The sequence below is a fragment of the Labilibaculum manganireducens genome, assembly GCF_963665805.2.
Taxonomy (GTDB): Bacteria; Bacteroidota; Bacteroidia; order Bacteroidales; family Marinifilaceae; genus Labilibaculum; species Labilibaculum manganireducens.
Genome location: NZ_CAXXEE010000003.1, coordinates 1066402 through 1080787, shown reverse-complemented (window position 1 = coordinate 1080787; position 14386 = coordinate 1066402). Strand labels below are relative to the sequence as shown.

General features: G+C 34.6%; 13 protein-coding genes, 1 tRNA gene and 1 pseudogene. 10 read left to right on the top strand and 5 right to left on the bottom strand.

What is annotated here, in order from left to right; translation table 11 throughout:
* The first annotated feature begins 50 nt into the window (after positions 1-50).
* The 4 genes from ACHZAX_RS04300 (at position 51) to ACHZAX_RS04285 (ending at position 5156) form a co-directional block, all read left to right on the top strand.
* Positions 51-599 (top strand): RNA polymerase sigma-70 factor, encoded by a 549-nt coding sequence (locus tag ACHZAX_RS04300; protein WP_101309295.1) that lies wholly within the window; start codon positions 51-53, stop codon positions 597-599.
* Positions 600-743: 144 nt separating this feature from the next.
* Complete coding sequence (locus ACHZAX_RS04295; RefSeq protein ID WP_320018144.1) at positions 744-1694, top strand: FecR family protein; 951 nt, start codon at positions 744-746, stop codon at positions 1692-1694.
* A gap of 8 nt (positions 1695-1702) precedes the next feature.
* Positions 1703-4285: a TonB-dependent receptor gene (locus ACHZAX_RS04290; RefSeq protein ID WP_320018143.1), complete on the top strand. Its 2583-nt coding sequence runs from the start codon at positions 1703-1705 to the stop codon at positions 4283-4285.
* 4 nt (positions 4286-4289) lie between these two features.
* Positions 4290-5156: a DUF4249 domain-containing protein gene (locus ACHZAX_RS04285; protein ID WP_320018142.1), complete on the top strand. Its 867-nt coding sequence runs from the start codon at positions 4290-4292 to the stop codon at positions 5154-5156.
* A gap of 34 nt (positions 5157-5190) precedes the next feature.
* Here the strand turns inward: ACHZAX_RS04285 and ACHZAX_RS04280 are convergent, their stop codons facing one another.
* The gene (locus tag ACHZAX_RS04280) at positions 5191-5634 is read right to left on the bottom strand and encodes a (4Fe-4S)-binding protein (protein WP_320018141.1); all 444 of its coding nucleotides are present in this window, start codon (positions 5632-5634) and stop codon (positions 5191-5193) included.
* A 256-nt stretch (positions 5635-5890) separates the two neighbouring features.
* Between ACHZAX_RS04280 and ACHZAX_RS04275 the strand changes: the two genes are divergently transcribed.
* Positions 5891-5963: transfer RNA gene (locus tag ACHZAX_RS04275), tRNA-Trp, on the top strand.
* A 77-nt stretch (positions 5964-6040) separates the two neighbouring features.
* Here ACHZAX_RS04275 and ACHZAX_RS04270 read toward each other — a convergent pair.
* From ACHZAX_RS04270 to purB, 4 genes are all read right to left on the bottom strand, one after another.
* Positions 6041-6196 (bottom strand): hypothetical protein, encoded by a 156-nt coding sequence (locus ACHZAX_RS04270; RefSeq protein WP_180327258.1) that lies wholly within the window; start codon positions 6194-6196, stop codon positions 6041-6043.
* Positions 6197-6386: 190 nt separating this feature from the next.
* Positions 6387-7121, bottom strand: coding sequence for a carbon-nitrogen hydrolase family protein (locus tag ACHZAX_RS04265; RefSeq protein ID WP_320018140.1), 735 nt, complete (start codon positions 7119-7121; stop codon positions 6387-6389).
* 55 nt (positions 7122-7176) lie between these two features.
* The gene (locus ACHZAX_RS04260) at positions 7177-9000 is read right to left on the bottom strand and encodes an ABC transporter ATP-binding protein (RefSeq protein ID WP_320018139.1); all 1824 of its coding nucleotides are present in this window, start codon (positions 8998-9000) and stop codon (positions 7177-7179) included.
* 117 nt (positions 9001-9117) lie between these two features.
* Positions 9118-10455 (bottom strand): adenylosuccinate lyase, encoded by a 1338-nt coding sequence (gene purB, locus ACHZAX_RS04255; protein ID WP_320018138.1) that lies wholly within the window; start codon positions 10453-10455, stop codon positions 9118-9120.
* 189 nt (positions 10456-10644) lie between these two features.
* Here purB and ACHZAX_RS04250 point away from each other — a divergent pair, with 189 nt between their 5' ends.
* The 5 genes and pseudogenes from ACHZAX_RS04250 to ACHZAX_RS04230 all read left to right on the top strand — a co-directional run bounded on the left by ACHZAX_RS04250 (position 10645) and on the right by ACHZAX_RS04230 (position 14380).
* Positions 10645-11451 (top strand): EI24 domain-containing protein, encoded by an 807-nt coding sequence (locus ACHZAX_RS04250; protein ID WP_320018137.1) that lies wholly within the window; start codon positions 10645-10647, stop codon positions 11449-11451.
* 96 nt (positions 11452-11547) lie between these two features.
* Positions 11548-12246, top strand: a pseudogene (locus tag ACHZAX_RS20830) (NfeD family protein); the annotation flags it as partial.
* Positions 12247-12282: 36 nt separating this feature from the next.
* Positions 12283-12981 (top strand): NfeD family protein, encoded by a 699-nt coding sequence (locus tag ACHZAX_RS04240; RefSeq protein ID WP_462677421.1) that lies wholly within the window; start codon positions 12283-12285, stop codon positions 12979-12981.
* The gene (locus ACHZAX_RS04235) at positions 12968-13393 is read left to right on the top strand and encodes a GNAT family N-acetyltransferase (protein WP_320018136.1); all 426 of its coding nucleotides are present in this window, start codon (positions 12968-12970) and stop codon (positions 13391-13393) included. Before ACHZAX_RS04240 ends, ACHZAX_RS04235 begins: the two co-directional genes overlap by 14 nt.
* Before the next feature lie 117 nt (positions 13394-13510).
* Positions 13511-14380, top strand: a complete 870-nt coding sequence (locus ACHZAX_RS04230) for a class I SAM-dependent methyltransferase (protein WP_320018135.1) — start codon at positions 13511-13513, stop codon at positions 14378-14380.
* Positions 14381-14386: the final 6 nt, after the last annotated feature.

Sequence of the window (14386 nt, the reverse complement as noted above, 5' to 3'; positions counted from 1 at the left end):
CATTAATACAAGATTATTTTTCTATTTTTGACTTTTAAAACGGAGATATTATGCTTGCGCTTTCTAAAACAAAAACAAATCTTGATTTTGAAAAAACATTCAAAGAGTTATATTCTCCATTGTGCAATTTTGCATACTCCTTCCTTCCTGACCATGATTTATGTGAAGATCTGGTACAAGATGTTTTCCTGAAAATATGGGATAAATCTCCTGATATTAACACTTCCATATCATCTTACCTATATCAAGCTGTTAAAAATTCCTGCTTTGACCATATGAGAAAAAGTTATAAGCAGTCGATTATTCCAATTGAAGAAATTGAAGATCCTATTGACTCCCCTTATGAATTAAACCGCGAAAAAGACCTGACAGCTTTAAACAAAAAGATTGAAAAAGCGATCAATTCACTACCTCCAAAATGCAAGGAAATTTTCTTGCTTCGTCGTAATTTTCAAATGTCTTATAATGAAATATCAATTGAATTGAATATCTCGAAAAAGACCATTGAAAATCATATGAATTCAGCAATTAAAAAGTTGAGAACTCAATTAAGCAAGTCCGATTTTCTAATCTATTTTTTCTTTCTCGAAAAAAAATAAAAAAAAATCACTTTTCAACTAGGGGTAAAATGCATAATCATTGTCTTACCAATAGAGTTTAAACAAAACACCTCACATTTTGTAGAAACTCTGACAACTAAAATTGCAATTTTTTTGTTTCGAATGCCAATAATATCATGCGCCATGAAGGTAAACACCGAAATATTAACCGATTATTTAAATGAAAAATGTGACGAGAAAACAAAGCAAAAGCTAGAAATATGGCTCGATAAAGATCCTGATAATCAGAAGTATCTTAATGAACTAAAGATATATTGGGATGCGAAAGAATCCATAACTGCAAAAATCGAATTCGATTCAGAAGCAGGATTTCAAAATTTATTAGCTAAAAAATCAAAAATAAAATCACAATATCTAAAAAGAACACTTCGGTATGCAGCCCTTATAGTTGCTTTTATTTCAACCAGCTTGTTCGGATATCTTTTTATTGCTCCTGAAAATTCAAACTTAATTGTTTCGAACATGGAACAAACTGAAAAAACTCTGATACTTCCTGATGGTACATCCATTATTCTTGCAGAAGGATCCAGAATTGAATATCCAGATCATTTTTCGAAGAGTGAAAGACTGGTTACCTTAAAGGGAGAAGCTTTTTTTAATGTTGCCAAAAATAAAGAAAAACCTTTTGTTATTTTATCTGGGCAAACCCGAACAATGGTCGTTGGAACATCTTTTAGAATAAAAGAAGAAATTGACAGAACAACGATAACAGTTCGGACTGGAATTGTGGAATTTATGGAAAAAGGAAATCCGAAAAATAAAACCAGATTACTGAAAGGTGATTGTGCGCAATTTGTAAACAATCAAAAAGTGGTTCTAAAAAGAAATTCTGAATCTAATGAAATTGATTTTACTGTAAAGCTATTAAAATATAATAACGAGAGGTTAGAAGTTATTTGCAAAGATTTAAGCGAACTCTTTAATACCACAATTCAGACCCAAAATGTAGCAAAATCTCAACTTTCGCTTTCTGCGGTATTTGAGGATGAAAATCTGGAAAGCATAATAAAATCTCTTTGCTTCACTCTTAACCTCGAATCCGAACAAAAAGAAAATATAATCCTACTAAAATAAATTAATAAATGAAGCACATCATTCTTACTCTTAGCTGCATAATAATGTTGCTGGGGAGTACAAATCTATTGTCACAAAATAGAATCAATAATATTATAAAAACAGAAAAGAATTCCTATACATTTAATGAATTAATGAACCTGATAAAGACTCAATCCGGATACAATTACACGTATCCAACAGATAGTGATCTCAGTCAAAAAACAATTAATCTGGGTAAAAAGGAATATGCACTGGATCTTCTGTTAGATAAAATATCTCTTCAACTGCAACTTAAATACAGGATAATTGAGAAACAGATATCATTTAAAATCATACAAAAAAAAACAGTAACCATTAGTGGGTATATTCGTGATAAGAATACGGGTGAAGACTTAATTGGAGCGGCATGTTACATTAAAGAATTGGCAAGGGGAACAGTTAGCAATGTGTACGGATTTTATTCGCTCAGTATACCTTCCGGGAAATACACTGTTAGCTATTCCTTTTTAGGCAACAAAACAAACGAATCGATTATTGAAATTGAAGAAGATAAAGTTTTAACTGTTGAATTAGACAATGAAAGTCAGCAAATAAATGAAGTTGTGGTAACTGGAGAAGGTGCTGCCAAAAACATCAAGCGAAATGAAATGAGTGTTGTAAAACTTCCTGTTTCAACGGTAAAAAAACTTCCTGCACTAATGGGTGAAGTTGATTTAATCAAGGCCATTCAAATGCTTCCCGGAGTAAAACCTGCTGCCGAAGGAGGAACCGGATTTAGCGTTCGTGGAGGAAATCCAGATCAAAATTTAATTCTTTTGGATGAAGCTCCCGTTTACAATGCTTCTCATCTTTTAGGTTTCTTTTCCATTTTTAATAACGACGCCATCAGCGATTTAAAACTCTACAAGGGAGATATTCCTGCAAGCATAGGAGGCCGGTTATCCTCTTTTTTAGATATCAGAATGAAAAATGGAAATTCTAAAAAATTCTCTGGAAGCGGTGGAATAGGAACCATTTCATCACGCTTAACTTTGGAAGGACCAATTGGAAAAAATGATAAAACCTCATTCATTTTAAGTGGCCGAAGAAGTTATTTGGATCTATTTCTTCGTCTTTCTTCAAATGAAGATGTAAAAGACAACATCGTGTATTTTTATGATTTAAACGCTAAAATTAATCATCGGATTAATGGTAAGAATCGAATATTTATTTCGACCTATTTTGGGAAAGACAAGTTTAAAAACAACGACAACCAACTTTCGTTTGGAAATCAAACCTTAACTCTTAGATGGAATCATTTATTTTCAAACAAACTTTTCTCAAATACGTCTCTGCTTTGGAGCAAATACAATTATGAATTATCTAATAGCAGTGGAGCTAATGCCTTTATGTGGGATTCTAAACTTGAAGATTTGTCCGTAAAGCAAGATTTCAATTATTTTTTAAACTCAAACAACACAATCAAATTCGGAGGAATATTCACCTACCATAAATTTGAACCTGGTTACGCACGCGGAATTGGTGAGGAATCCTTTATATCAGAATACAAGGTTAATAATTCGAATGCATTGGAAGAAGCCCTGTTTGTTTCCAACGAACAAAAAATAGGAGAACGATTAACATTAAAATATGGAATACGTTTTTCGATGTTTAACAATATTGGAAAAGGTACCGTTTATGATTTTAATAACAATTATGAAGTTACTGATTCTACAATTTACAAATCAGGAAATATATATAACACATATACCAACTGGGAACCACGACTTGGAGCAAAATATTCCTTAAATGAGGTTTCTTCTGTTAAAATGAGCTATTCCAGAACCTCACAATACATGCAGCTTGCTCAGAATTCTTCAGGGGGAATGCCTTTGGATGTTTGGTTTCCCTCTTCGCCTAATGTTAAACCACAAAAATCAGATCAATATGCCATAGGTTATTTCCGAAACTTCAAAGACAATGCAATAGAAACATCAGTGGAGCTGTACTATAAAAAAATGAAAAACACTGTTGATTTTAAAGATTTTGCCAATCTGCTTTTAAACAAAGAACTGGAAGGCGAATTACGATTTGGTTCCTCTGAAGCTTACGGTATAGAATTTATGGCACAGCTTAATTTAAATCGGCTGGAAGGATGGTTTGGGTATACCTATGCAAGCACCAAACGAACTGTTACAGGTATTAATAAGGGCAACACCTATCGCTCACCTTACGACGTACCTCATGATATTAAGGCTGCCCTAAGTTATCAATTAACGAAAAGAACAAGCATCTCTGCTAATTTTACCTATTCAACAGGGAAACCAATAACCTTCCCAACTGGACGGGCAGAATATCAAGGTGCATTTATAAAAATATATTCGGATAGAAATTCCTACCGTTTGCCGGATTATCATCGAATGGATTTGGCTTTAACCGTTAAGAATAAGAAAAAACCAAATAGGAAATGGGAAGGAGAATGGAACTTTTCCTTATACAATGCCTACGGAAGAAAAAATCCTTGGGTCGTAAATTTCGTTCAGGATGAAAATGATCCTAAAAAGATTTATGCAGAAAAAACGTATCTGTTCACTTTTGTTCCTTCAGTGACCTATAATTTTAAATTTTAAAATAATGAAACGAATAATATATCTTATCACATCTATATTAATACTAAGCTCTTGCACCGAGAAGATGGATGTAGAATTAGACAGCTCTTCTACCCGCTTATGTGTTGAAGCCAAAATTACAAATGATTTCAAAAAGCATTTCGTAAAATTAAGTGAATCGAGCGACGTATTCTTTAACAAAGAAGCAATACCTGTTACTAAAGCGAATATAAAAGTCAGCGATGGCACATCCAATTATCTTTATGAAGAAACAAGCCAGGGATATTACGAAAGCGTTACCAAATTTTCGGGAATGCCAGGCACAACATACTCTTTATCAATCTCTGATGTTGATATCGATCAGAATGGTGAAAAGGAAATATACCAAGCTCAATCCGTGATGCCATTCCCATATGATGTTGATTCAATTAAGATGAATTACGACAAAAGATACATGAATGACGATGGTGATAGAAAAGCATATTGGCTTCTTTCCTTGTATTTACAAGATGATATCGAAACAGAAAATTATTATGGTTTTGCCTGCCAAATTAATAATAAATTGGTACACGATACCATAACCGAAGTTGTGATAGCCGAAGACACTTTCTTTAATGGAGGAGATTCAAAAGGTGTTGACGTTGGATTTTTCGATCAGGAAAAACCCGACGAAATAATTTATGATAATGACAAAATTACTTTAGAAACTTATGCTATGACTGAAGACTATTTTGACTTTGTTAACGAATTTCAAACTATGGATCAAACACAAACACCCATGTTTTCAGGTCCGCCCGCCAATATAAGAAGCAATATTTCGAATGATGCAGTTGGCTTTTTTGCAGTTTATGCCATCACACGCAACTCCATCACTGTTAACATTGAACAATAAATTTAAAGAGCACTTTTGGTGCTCTTTTCTTTTTTTATTCTTTAAACCCGATGTCCTTATGGGAACCATCACAAAATGGTTTACTTTTAGAAGAACCGCAACGGCAAAAATAGCAAGCATCTGCCATTACTTTTCTCTGTCCATCTGAACCAACAAGAGTTATTGGTCCTTCCATCATAATAGGACCATCTTTAAGTACTTCTACTTTGTGCCCGGCTTCAATTGCTTTAACCGGACCTTTTTCACCGTCTTCACGATCGGGACTATTCATATAAAAAGACAGTGCTCTGGACGGACATTTTTGCACCTGTTTAATGATCTCTTCAGTACCAGCTCCTTTTGCTTTTACCCAAGGTCTTGTTCCCGGCTGAAAAACATCTGGCAATCCTTTAGAACAAACACCGGAATGAATACATAAATCAGATTCGTACACTACTGTAACCACTCCATTGGAATATTCCTTTTTCGTTTTTATCATGGCTCATTATTTTTGATGTTTTTTACTTCACCTATTAATTTACTACATTTTCATGAATATTATTAAATTATTTTCCAACAAATAAAATTACTCCTTCAACAGCAATCATCTCATTCTGAAACCCCTGCAAAACCAAAGGAAAGTTTCATCTGTAAAAAAATAAATCCAGATAAAAAAAGGACTTGCACATCAAAAAAAATATCCTACTTTTGTCGCAGACTTTTCGGGAAAATATTTTTGAAAAGGCTAATTACAGACGGGTGTAGCTCAGTTGGTAGAGCACTGGTCTCCAAAACCAGGTGTCGGGAGTTCGAGTCTCTCCACCCGTGCAAAAACCTTTCTAATTATTTAGGAAGGTTTTTTATTTTATAAAAAAAGCGACCATTTCTGATCGCTTTTCACTTTTTTATAAATTATCCTTTAAGTAGTACTTTTCATTTGCATCCATCTCTACAATTCCTTCTCTCAATTTATAGTTTGGAATCTCTCTTTTTGATTTTTCCGAATGAAACCTTTTTTTCTTCTCTTTTTGGGGCTGAACTGATCTAATAGTTTTCGACATAACTTTAAATTTAAAAAAAAACTAAGTGTACACTATCATTTATTTTCTACGCAAGAAATAAAAAAAAGTGACAAAAAAAATGATGAGCCAATTAACTGACTCATCATTTAGTATTAGAGTGGTAACCAATTTTGTCAGACAAAAGTTACAGCAACTCCATATCTATTTGATAGATATATCAAATTATGATTTATTTTATGCCTTTTTCGATCACTTCTTTCGTTTCTGTATCGAAAATTAGAAGCCCCTCGTTTTTATCATTTAATTGTCCAACTAATTTTCCTTCTTCATTCCATATCGAAGTTTTTCCAGCACATTCATATCCACCTGATTGTCCAATATAATTAGCCATAAACACAGTCATTTTAAACTCTTTTGCAATTTCAGACAGCTTTTTAATATCGTCTTTAATACCATTTATAGAGTTCAATACACTTGCAATATAAATGTTCGCATGATTTTTATGCGCAGTTTCTGAGTGTTCAGGAATTGATAATTCATAACAAATTGCAGGTGCTACAACATTTCCACCTTTAAAATTCAAATAAATTTGCTTCTGTCCTGGAGTAAAAACATCTATTTCAGTTGGATATAAATATTGCTTTGAATAAGTAAGCCGTTCTTTGTTTGATTGAAAAATCACCATACTTATGAAAGTATCATCATTTTCTTTAGTTGGTAATCCAACTCCAATCACTATTTTATTCAAGTCAGAAATTTTCTGAAATACATCAAGTCTTGTGTCGTCTTGTGTCGTGGCTAAGATCTTTGCTAATTTCGGTTCATAACCAGTCAACGACAATTCTGGAAAAATCATTATATCAGCATTTTCATGGACAGCAAAGTCTAAAAATCTTTTGTGCTGATCAATATTTTTTTCAATGTCACCTTTTATCGGATTTGTTTGCCCTATACAAATTCTCATACTTAAGTTTCTATCCTGAAGTTCAAAGACCAATAACTACTTACTATATTGAATTTTATAGCAATTGCATGTTATACAATTTTTTATAAGTGCCATTTTTTGCAATAAGCTCTTCATGTTTGCCACGTTCAACAATTTCTCCCTCATGAAAGACACAAATTAAATCGGCATTTTTAACTGTTGACAAGCGGTGAGCAATTACAACTGAAGTACGATTCTGCATCAATTTATCCAAAGCATCCTGCACCAATCGTTCCGATTCCGTATCCAAAGCCGAAGTAGCTTCATCCAAAATCATAATAGGAGGATTTTTAAGAACTGCTCTGGCAATACTCAACCTCTGACGCTGGCCACCGGAAAGTTTGCCTCCACGATCTCCGATATTGGTATAGTAACCATCTTCTGTTGCCGTAATAAAATCATGAGCATTGGCAATTTTAGCTGCCGCCTCAACTTCTTCCAATGTGGCATTTTCTACCCCAAAAGCAATGTTGTTAAATATCGTATCATTAAACAGAATGGATTCCTGATTCACATTCCCCATCAATTCCCGTAAATCTTTTATTTTATAATCTCTGATATCAATTCCATCCACAAAAATACCACCTGCAGTTACATCGTAAAACCGAGGTAATAAATCTACGAAAGTAGTTTTTCCAGAACCCGACTGACCAACCAATGCAACAGTTTTTCCTTTTGGTATTTCCAACTGAATATTCTTTAATACTTTCCTATCTCCATTATACGAAAAAGTAACATCCCTGTATTCAATTACGTTATCGAACGCATCAACTTGTTTAGCATCAGCCTTATCTACAATTGAGGACTCAGCTCCCAAGATTTGATCGATACGTTCCATTGCCGCCAATCCTTTTTGAATACTGTAAAAAGCTTTCGAAAATTCTTTTGCCGGATTAATGATCGAATAGAATACTACCAAATAGGCAATAAAACCCGCTCCATTCATACCAGCTTCTCCATTCAAAATCAAACGGCCACCATACCATAATACAATTACAATAACAATGGTCCCTAAAAATTCACTAACGGGATGTGCTAATATTCGTCGGCGCATTAAGCTGTTCATAATACGTCGGTAATCATTATTTTCTGCGGAAAATTTTTCTTTCACCTTATCTTCAGCTGTAAAAGCTTTAATAATTCGAAGTCCTGAGAGTGTTTCTTCAATAGTTGATAGCAGATCACCCATCTTATTCTGCCCCAAGCGCGATGTTTTTTTAAGACCTTTCCCAATTTGTCCAATAATATATCCAGCAATTGGCAAAAGAATAAAACTGAAAATTGTTAATTGAGGACTCATAATGATCATTGTAGTTAGATATACAATAATCAAAATTGGATTCTTAAGGAACATATCCATTGAGTTCATTATCGAATTTTCAACCTCCTGAACATCTCCAGTAGTTCTTGCCATAATATCACCTTTCTTTTCTTCTGTAAAAAAAGGAATTGGCAAACTAATAATCTTATTGTAGATCTGGGTTCTCATATCCCGAACAACTGAATTTCGAATCCCTACAGTATGATAAGAGCCTAAGTAAGTGAAACCCACCTTAAACAGTGCTGTTATAATCAGAACAATGCCTACAAACAAAAGAGCAGAATCTGCACCATACTCTAATTTCATTTGAGTTGTGTAGTAATAAAAATTGTGTTTTAAAGACTCTATACTAGCTTCCCAGGGTACTAATTTATCAACTGGCTTTGCCATTTCAAACAGAATTTCCAGCACAGGCTGCATCATCACAAATGAGAATACACCAAAAATAGCGGCCAGTAAATTATATACGAAACTCATTACTAAATCTCCTTTGTAAGGAGGCAAGAATCGTTTAAGAATCTTAATAAAATCTTTCATCAAGTAATTAATGGGTGAAACAAAAGCTTACAATTCATCAATAAGCAGTAAAAAAATAAGGCTGTAAAAGTACAACTCTTACAGCCTATTTACAAAGTATTAACAAGATTTAATATTTTAGATTCCTGTATAATTAGCAGGACTAATTGCCTTTAATTCAACCTTTAAGACGTCATCAACTTCTAAAGTATCAATGAACTCAGCAATACTTTCTTTTGTGATGTGACTATTGGTACGAGTTAAAGCTTTTAATGCTTCATAAGGATTTGGATATCCTTCGCGGCGAAGAATGGTTTGAACTGCCTCGGCAACAACCGCCCAGTTCGCATCCAAATCGGCCTGAAACGCTTCTTTCGAAATAATTAATTTATCCAAACCTTTTAATAAAGATTTAAAAGCAATAATAGTATGAGCAAAAGGAACTCCAATGTTTCTTAAAACAGTAGAATCAGTTAAATCGCGTTGCAATCTGGATATAGGCAATTTTGCCGATAAATGCTCAAAAACAGCATTTGCCAATCCAAGATTTCCTTCTGAATTTTCAAAATCGATAGGATTAACCTTATGAGGCATTGCCGATGATCCTACTTCGCCCTCTTTAATTTTTTGTTTGAAATAATTCATGGATACATAAGTCCAAAAATCACGATTCAAATCAATCAAAACCGTATTGATACGTTTTAGATTATCGAAAATAGCTCCCATGTTGTCGTAATTGGAAATCTGAGTGGTAAATTCCTCACGTTCCAATTTCAAAATATCATTTACAAAATGGTTCCCAAATTCTTTCCAGTCGGTTTTAGGATATGCTACATGATGAGCATTAAAGTTACCGGTAGCTCCACCAAATTTGGCCGAACATGGAACACTTTTTAAAAGATCCAATTGCTTCTTTAAACGATATACGTATACCTGAATTTCTTTTCCTAAACGAGTTGGAGATGCTGGCTGACCATGCGTACGGGCCAACATTGAAATTTCTTTCCAATCCTCAGAAAGACTGTCCAGTTTATTAATCAATTCGTCTAAAAGCGGATAGTACACATCATGCACTGCATCGCGCAATGAATAAGGTGTTGCAGTATTATTTATATCCTGGGAAGTCAATCCGAAGTGAATAAACTCTTTGTATTTCTCAAGATTTAAAGCATCAAATTTTTCCTTAATAAAGTACTCAACAGCTTTAACATCATGATTTGTTACACTTTCAATATCTTTAACTTTTTGCGCATCTTCAACTGTAAAATCAAGATATAAACTACGCAAATCTGCAAATAAATCCTTATCGAAATCCTTTAGCTGCGGAAGAGGAACCTCACATAAAGCAATAAAATATTCTACTTCTACCAAAACTCTGTATCGCACCAAAGCATATTCCGAAAAATACTCTCCTAAAACGTTTACCTTATCACGGTAACGTCCGTCAATCGGCGAAATTGCTGTCAAACTCTGCATTTCAAAAAAATTAAATGTCAATAATGGTTATTTAGAAGCCCAAAGGTAATTAAAAGCGATGAGTCCCGAAAGCTTTCAGAGAATGATCTGCAATAAGAAAGCATTATCTAATCAAACATTGAACCTTATATTTCGCATTTTATCGATAAATGTTATTTTTGTTAAGTCACTTAACTTAAAAAAGAATCGATGAAATTCATTAAAGATTTCAGCTTTGGCTTACGAACTTACACCGAAGCCATTCAATATATTTTCAAGAAACGATTGGCTTGGTTTTTCATATTCCCAATTCTTCTCAATATCATTTTATTTTGGGTTGGCTGGGATTACATTGGCGATTTGGCTCAGCAATCGCAAACCTGCCTTGAAGGATGGTTGGATTTAAAAAATGCTGAATTTTGGGGTTCCGGTTTCTTAAAAGCGACTCTTGGGGGATTTATTTGGGTGATATTCAAATTATTATTCTTTTTGATATTCGCCTACTTTGGTGGCTACATCATCCTCATCATTATGTCACCTGTATTCTCCTATTTATCAGAACGAACAGAAAAAATAAAAACAGGAAATGACTATCCATTTGAAATAAAACAATTTCTAAAAGACATTGTACGCGGTGTTTTTATTGCTGTTCGAAACTTGCTAATAGAACTGGCTTTAACGATACTCATGTTTATTTTAAGTTTTATCCCGATAATAGGTTGGATTGCCGCCATATTCCTGTTTTTCATTTCAGCGTATTTCTACGGATTTTCATTTCTTGACTATGCAATTGAACGCAAAAAAATGAGCATTACACAAAGTGTTCTGTTCATGAGAGAAAACAAAGGAATCGTAATTGCCAATGGTTTTATTTTTTCACTCTGCCTGATCGTTCCATTTTGCGGCGTTTCTTTTTCAAGTTTTGTGGCTATTATTTCAGTTGTTGCAGGAACTTTAGCTGTAAACGAAATTTGGGATGATGACAAATACCTAAATAGAAAATCAAACAAAATTTAAACTTAATTGCTATCTTACATATAAGTTCAAATTCCTCCTGTGAATTATCAGGCTTAGGTTTTGAGTACAATCGGACACAGTAAAACAAATACAAATATGAATAACATTCGTCGCTTTCTTCTTATCATTTTTTCTATATCGCTGGCTTTCCAGCTCATGGCAAATCAGTCTGCTGACAGTATTCCCGAAATTAACAAAACACAGGTTTACAAGTTTGATATTAAACGGGAGATTGGGCCTGCAGTCTGGAGACAGACAAAAGATGCACTTCAGGAAGCCGTTGAATGGAATGCTGATATCATTCTTATTCATATGAATACCTACGGAGGTACGGTGATTCATGCAGATTCAATTCGAACAGCCATTTTAAACAGCAAAATTCCTGTTTATGTTTTTATTGATAACAATGCAGCATCTGCCGGAGCTCTTATTTCCATTGCCTGCGATAGTATTTACATGAGAACCGGAGCCAATATTGGAGCTGCAACCGTTGTAAATCAAACAGGTGCAGCAATGCCCGATAAATATCAATCGTACATGCGATCGACAATGCGCGCAACAGCCGAATCGCATGGCAAGGACACATTGATTCAAAAAGGTGACACAATCTACAAATGGCGAAGAGATCCGTTAATTGCTGAAGCGATGGTTGATCCACGTACCTATATTGAAAATGTGATTGACACCGGAAAAGTTTTAACTTTCACTCCGGCTGAAGCAATTAAAAACGGATACTGCGAAGGAATCGCAAACAGTGTGGAAGAAGTCCTTGCTAAGGCTGGGATAAAAGAATATACGATTAAAAAATATGAGCCAACGGGAATTGAAAAAATGATTGATTTCATGATTAATCCTATTTTACAAGGTATCTTAATCATGATTATTATTGGAGGAATTTATTTTGAATTACAAACTCCGGGAATCGGATTTCCGATACTGGCATCTGCGATTGCGGCGGTTCTCTACTTCTCGCCCCTTTATTTGGAAGGAATGGCCGAAAACTGGGAAATTCTTTTATTTGTGGCGGGTGTCATCCTCCTCGCGCTGGAAATATTTGTTATTCCAGGCTTTGGTGTTGCTGGTATTTCCGGAATCATTCTCATTATTACCGGTCTCGCTTTAAGTTTGGTTGACAATGTTGCTTTTGATTTTGAACCTCGTCACATAAGAGCTTTGCTTGGTGCAATTATGCTGGTTGTCTTTTCTATGTTAGCCTCCATACTGGGATCAATTTATGCAAGCAAAAGGCTGTTTGCCACCAATTCATTTTTAGGGCATTTAGCTCTTGGCACAATCGAAAAATCAGAAGATGGTTACGTTAGTGTGGATATGAAAGGCAAATCATTAATAGGGAAAACAGGAACCGTCCTTAGCGTTCTTCGTCCTTCGGGCAAGGTATTTATCGAAAACCAAATTTACGATGCTAAATCGGAGGATGGTTTTATAGACAAAGACACACTCATAGAAGTAATCCGTTTTGAATCCGGTCAGGTATATGTTATAAAAAAAGAAGATGATGAGCTCAATTAAGCCTAGGAGTTATAAATCGGACGATTACCAGCACATTCTTAAATTATGGGAAATAACCAATTTGGGAGGTGAAGAACGTGGCGACAATGCAGAAACAATCGAGGTAAGCTTGTTGCACGGAGGCAAATTCTGGATTCTTGAAGATTCCAAAACCCGAAAACTGATTGGTTCTTGTTGGGTCACCAATGATTCCAGACGACTGTATCTGCACCATTTGGGAATTCATCCTGAATATCAACACCAAGGATACGGAAGACTTCTCACAGAAACAGCATTGGCACATGCTAAAAGCTTAAACATGCAAATTAAACTGGAGGTTCATCATTCAAACAAAACAGCACTAAATATTTATAAAGAACAAGGATTTAATATCCTTGAAGGATACGAAGTAATGATTAAACGAAGGCATTAAAAACAAAATCACGCATTACACTCTGTAAAATAAACTGATTTGACTTATGTTTCTAGTATTTCAGGAATTAAAAGAGTAAAATTGCAACAAAATCAGTAATATATTTTTTAGAAAACTATGACTTTAATTTCACCTAAGGGATTGCTCGACTTCTCCCTTCTTGAAAAAATTACCAAAAAGCCTAAATTGTTTGCAAAAGACGATGGGAATTTTTGGCAAGACCCGTACGTTTCAGAGCATCTGCTAAATGCTCATCTTGACGATGAATCGGATCAGGGTTCCAGAAAATATCAGGACATACTGCAATCTGTACTTTGGCTGAGCGAATACCTGAAACTTCCGGAAGACAGTAAATTACTTGATTTGGGCTGTGGTCCCGGTTTGTACAGCGAAAATTTCTATGGTCAGGGTTTTGCTGTAACTGGAATTGATTTCTCGCAGAGTTCTATTGATTATGCCAAAGAGCAAGCTGAAGAATTTAACTATCGTATTAAATACATCTGCAAGGACTATATGGAAATGGATTACAAAGAAGAATTCGATGTAATCACTCTCATTTACGGCGATTTATGCGTGTTATCTCATGATGACAGAACCTTACTTCTGCAAAAAGTAAAAAAAGCGTTAAAACCCAGAGGTTACTTGATTTTTGATGTATTCACAAAGCATTATTTCGAGAATGAAGAACCAGACCAATCGTGGTACATTAGCAAAGAAGACGGATTTTGGAGTGAGGAAGAGCACCTTTTGTTACAATCTCATTACAAATACAAGAAAGATAAGGTTAGACTGGATAAATACACGCTGATTTTAAAAAACGGCGAAATCCGGACTCATAATATATGGAAACATTATTTTTCGTTGGAACGAGCTGTCTCTATGATAAAAGAAAGCGGATTTAGTGTGAAAGACTATTGGTCGGATCTTCAAGGAAAACCTTTCGAGGAAAACAGTCCATGGATTGGATTTGTTGCACAAAAAACGTGATGTGCA

Excerpts from the sequence above, each read along its gene's own strand:
- ACHZAX_RS04300 (WP_101309295.1), top strand. The coding sequence starts at position 51 with ATGCTTGCGCTTTCTAAAACAAAAACAAATCTTGATTTTGAAAAAACA.
- ACHZAX_RS04295 (WP_320018144.1), top strand. The coding sequence starts at position 744 with ATGAAGGTAAACACCGAAATATTAACCGATTATTTAAATGAAAAATGT.
- ACHZAX_RS04290 (WP_320018143.1), top strand. The coding sequence starts at position 1,703 with ATGAAGCACATCATTCTTACTCTTAGCTGCATAATAATGTTGCTGGGG.
- ACHZAX_RS04285 (WP_320018142.1), top strand. The coding sequence starts at position 4,290 with ATGAAACGAATAATATATCTTATCACATCTATATTAATACTAAGCTCT.
- ACHZAX_RS04280 (WP_320018141.1), bottom strand. The coding sequence starts at position 5,634 with ATGATAAAAACGAAAAAGGAATATTCCAATGGAGTGGTTACAGTAGTG.
- ACHZAX_RS04270 (WP_180327258.1), bottom strand. The coding sequence starts at position 6,196 with ATGTCGAAAACTATTAGATCAGTTCAGCCCCAAAAAGAGAAGAAAAAA.
- ACHZAX_RS04265 (WP_320018140.1), bottom strand. The coding sequence starts at position 7,121 with ATGAGAATTTGTATAGGGCAAACAAATCCGATAAAAGGTGACATTGAA.
- ACHZAX_RS04260 (WP_320018139.1), bottom strand. The coding sequence starts at position 9,000 with ATGAAAGATTTTATTAAGATTCTTAAACGATTCTTGCCTCCTTACAAA.
- purB (WP_320018138.1), bottom strand. The coding sequence starts at position 10,455 with ATGCAGAGTTTGACAGCAATTTCGCCGATTGACGGACGTTACCGTGAT.
- ACHZAX_RS04250 (WP_320018137.1), top strand. The coding sequence starts at position 10,645 with ATGAAATTCATTAAAGATTTCAGCTTTGGCTTACGAACTTACACCGAA.
- ACHZAX_RS04240 (WP_462677421.1), top strand. The coding sequence starts at position 12,283 with ATGATTGATTTCATGATTAATCCTATTTTACAAGGTATCTTAATCATG.
- ACHZAX_RS04235 (WP_320018136.1), top strand. The coding sequence starts at position 12,968 with ATGAGCTCAATTAAGCCTAGGAGTTATAAATCGGACGATTACCAGCAC.
- ACHZAX_RS04230 (WP_320018135.1), top strand. The coding sequence starts at position 13,511 with ATGACTTTAATTTCACCTAAGGGATTGCTCGACTTCTCCCTTCTTGAA.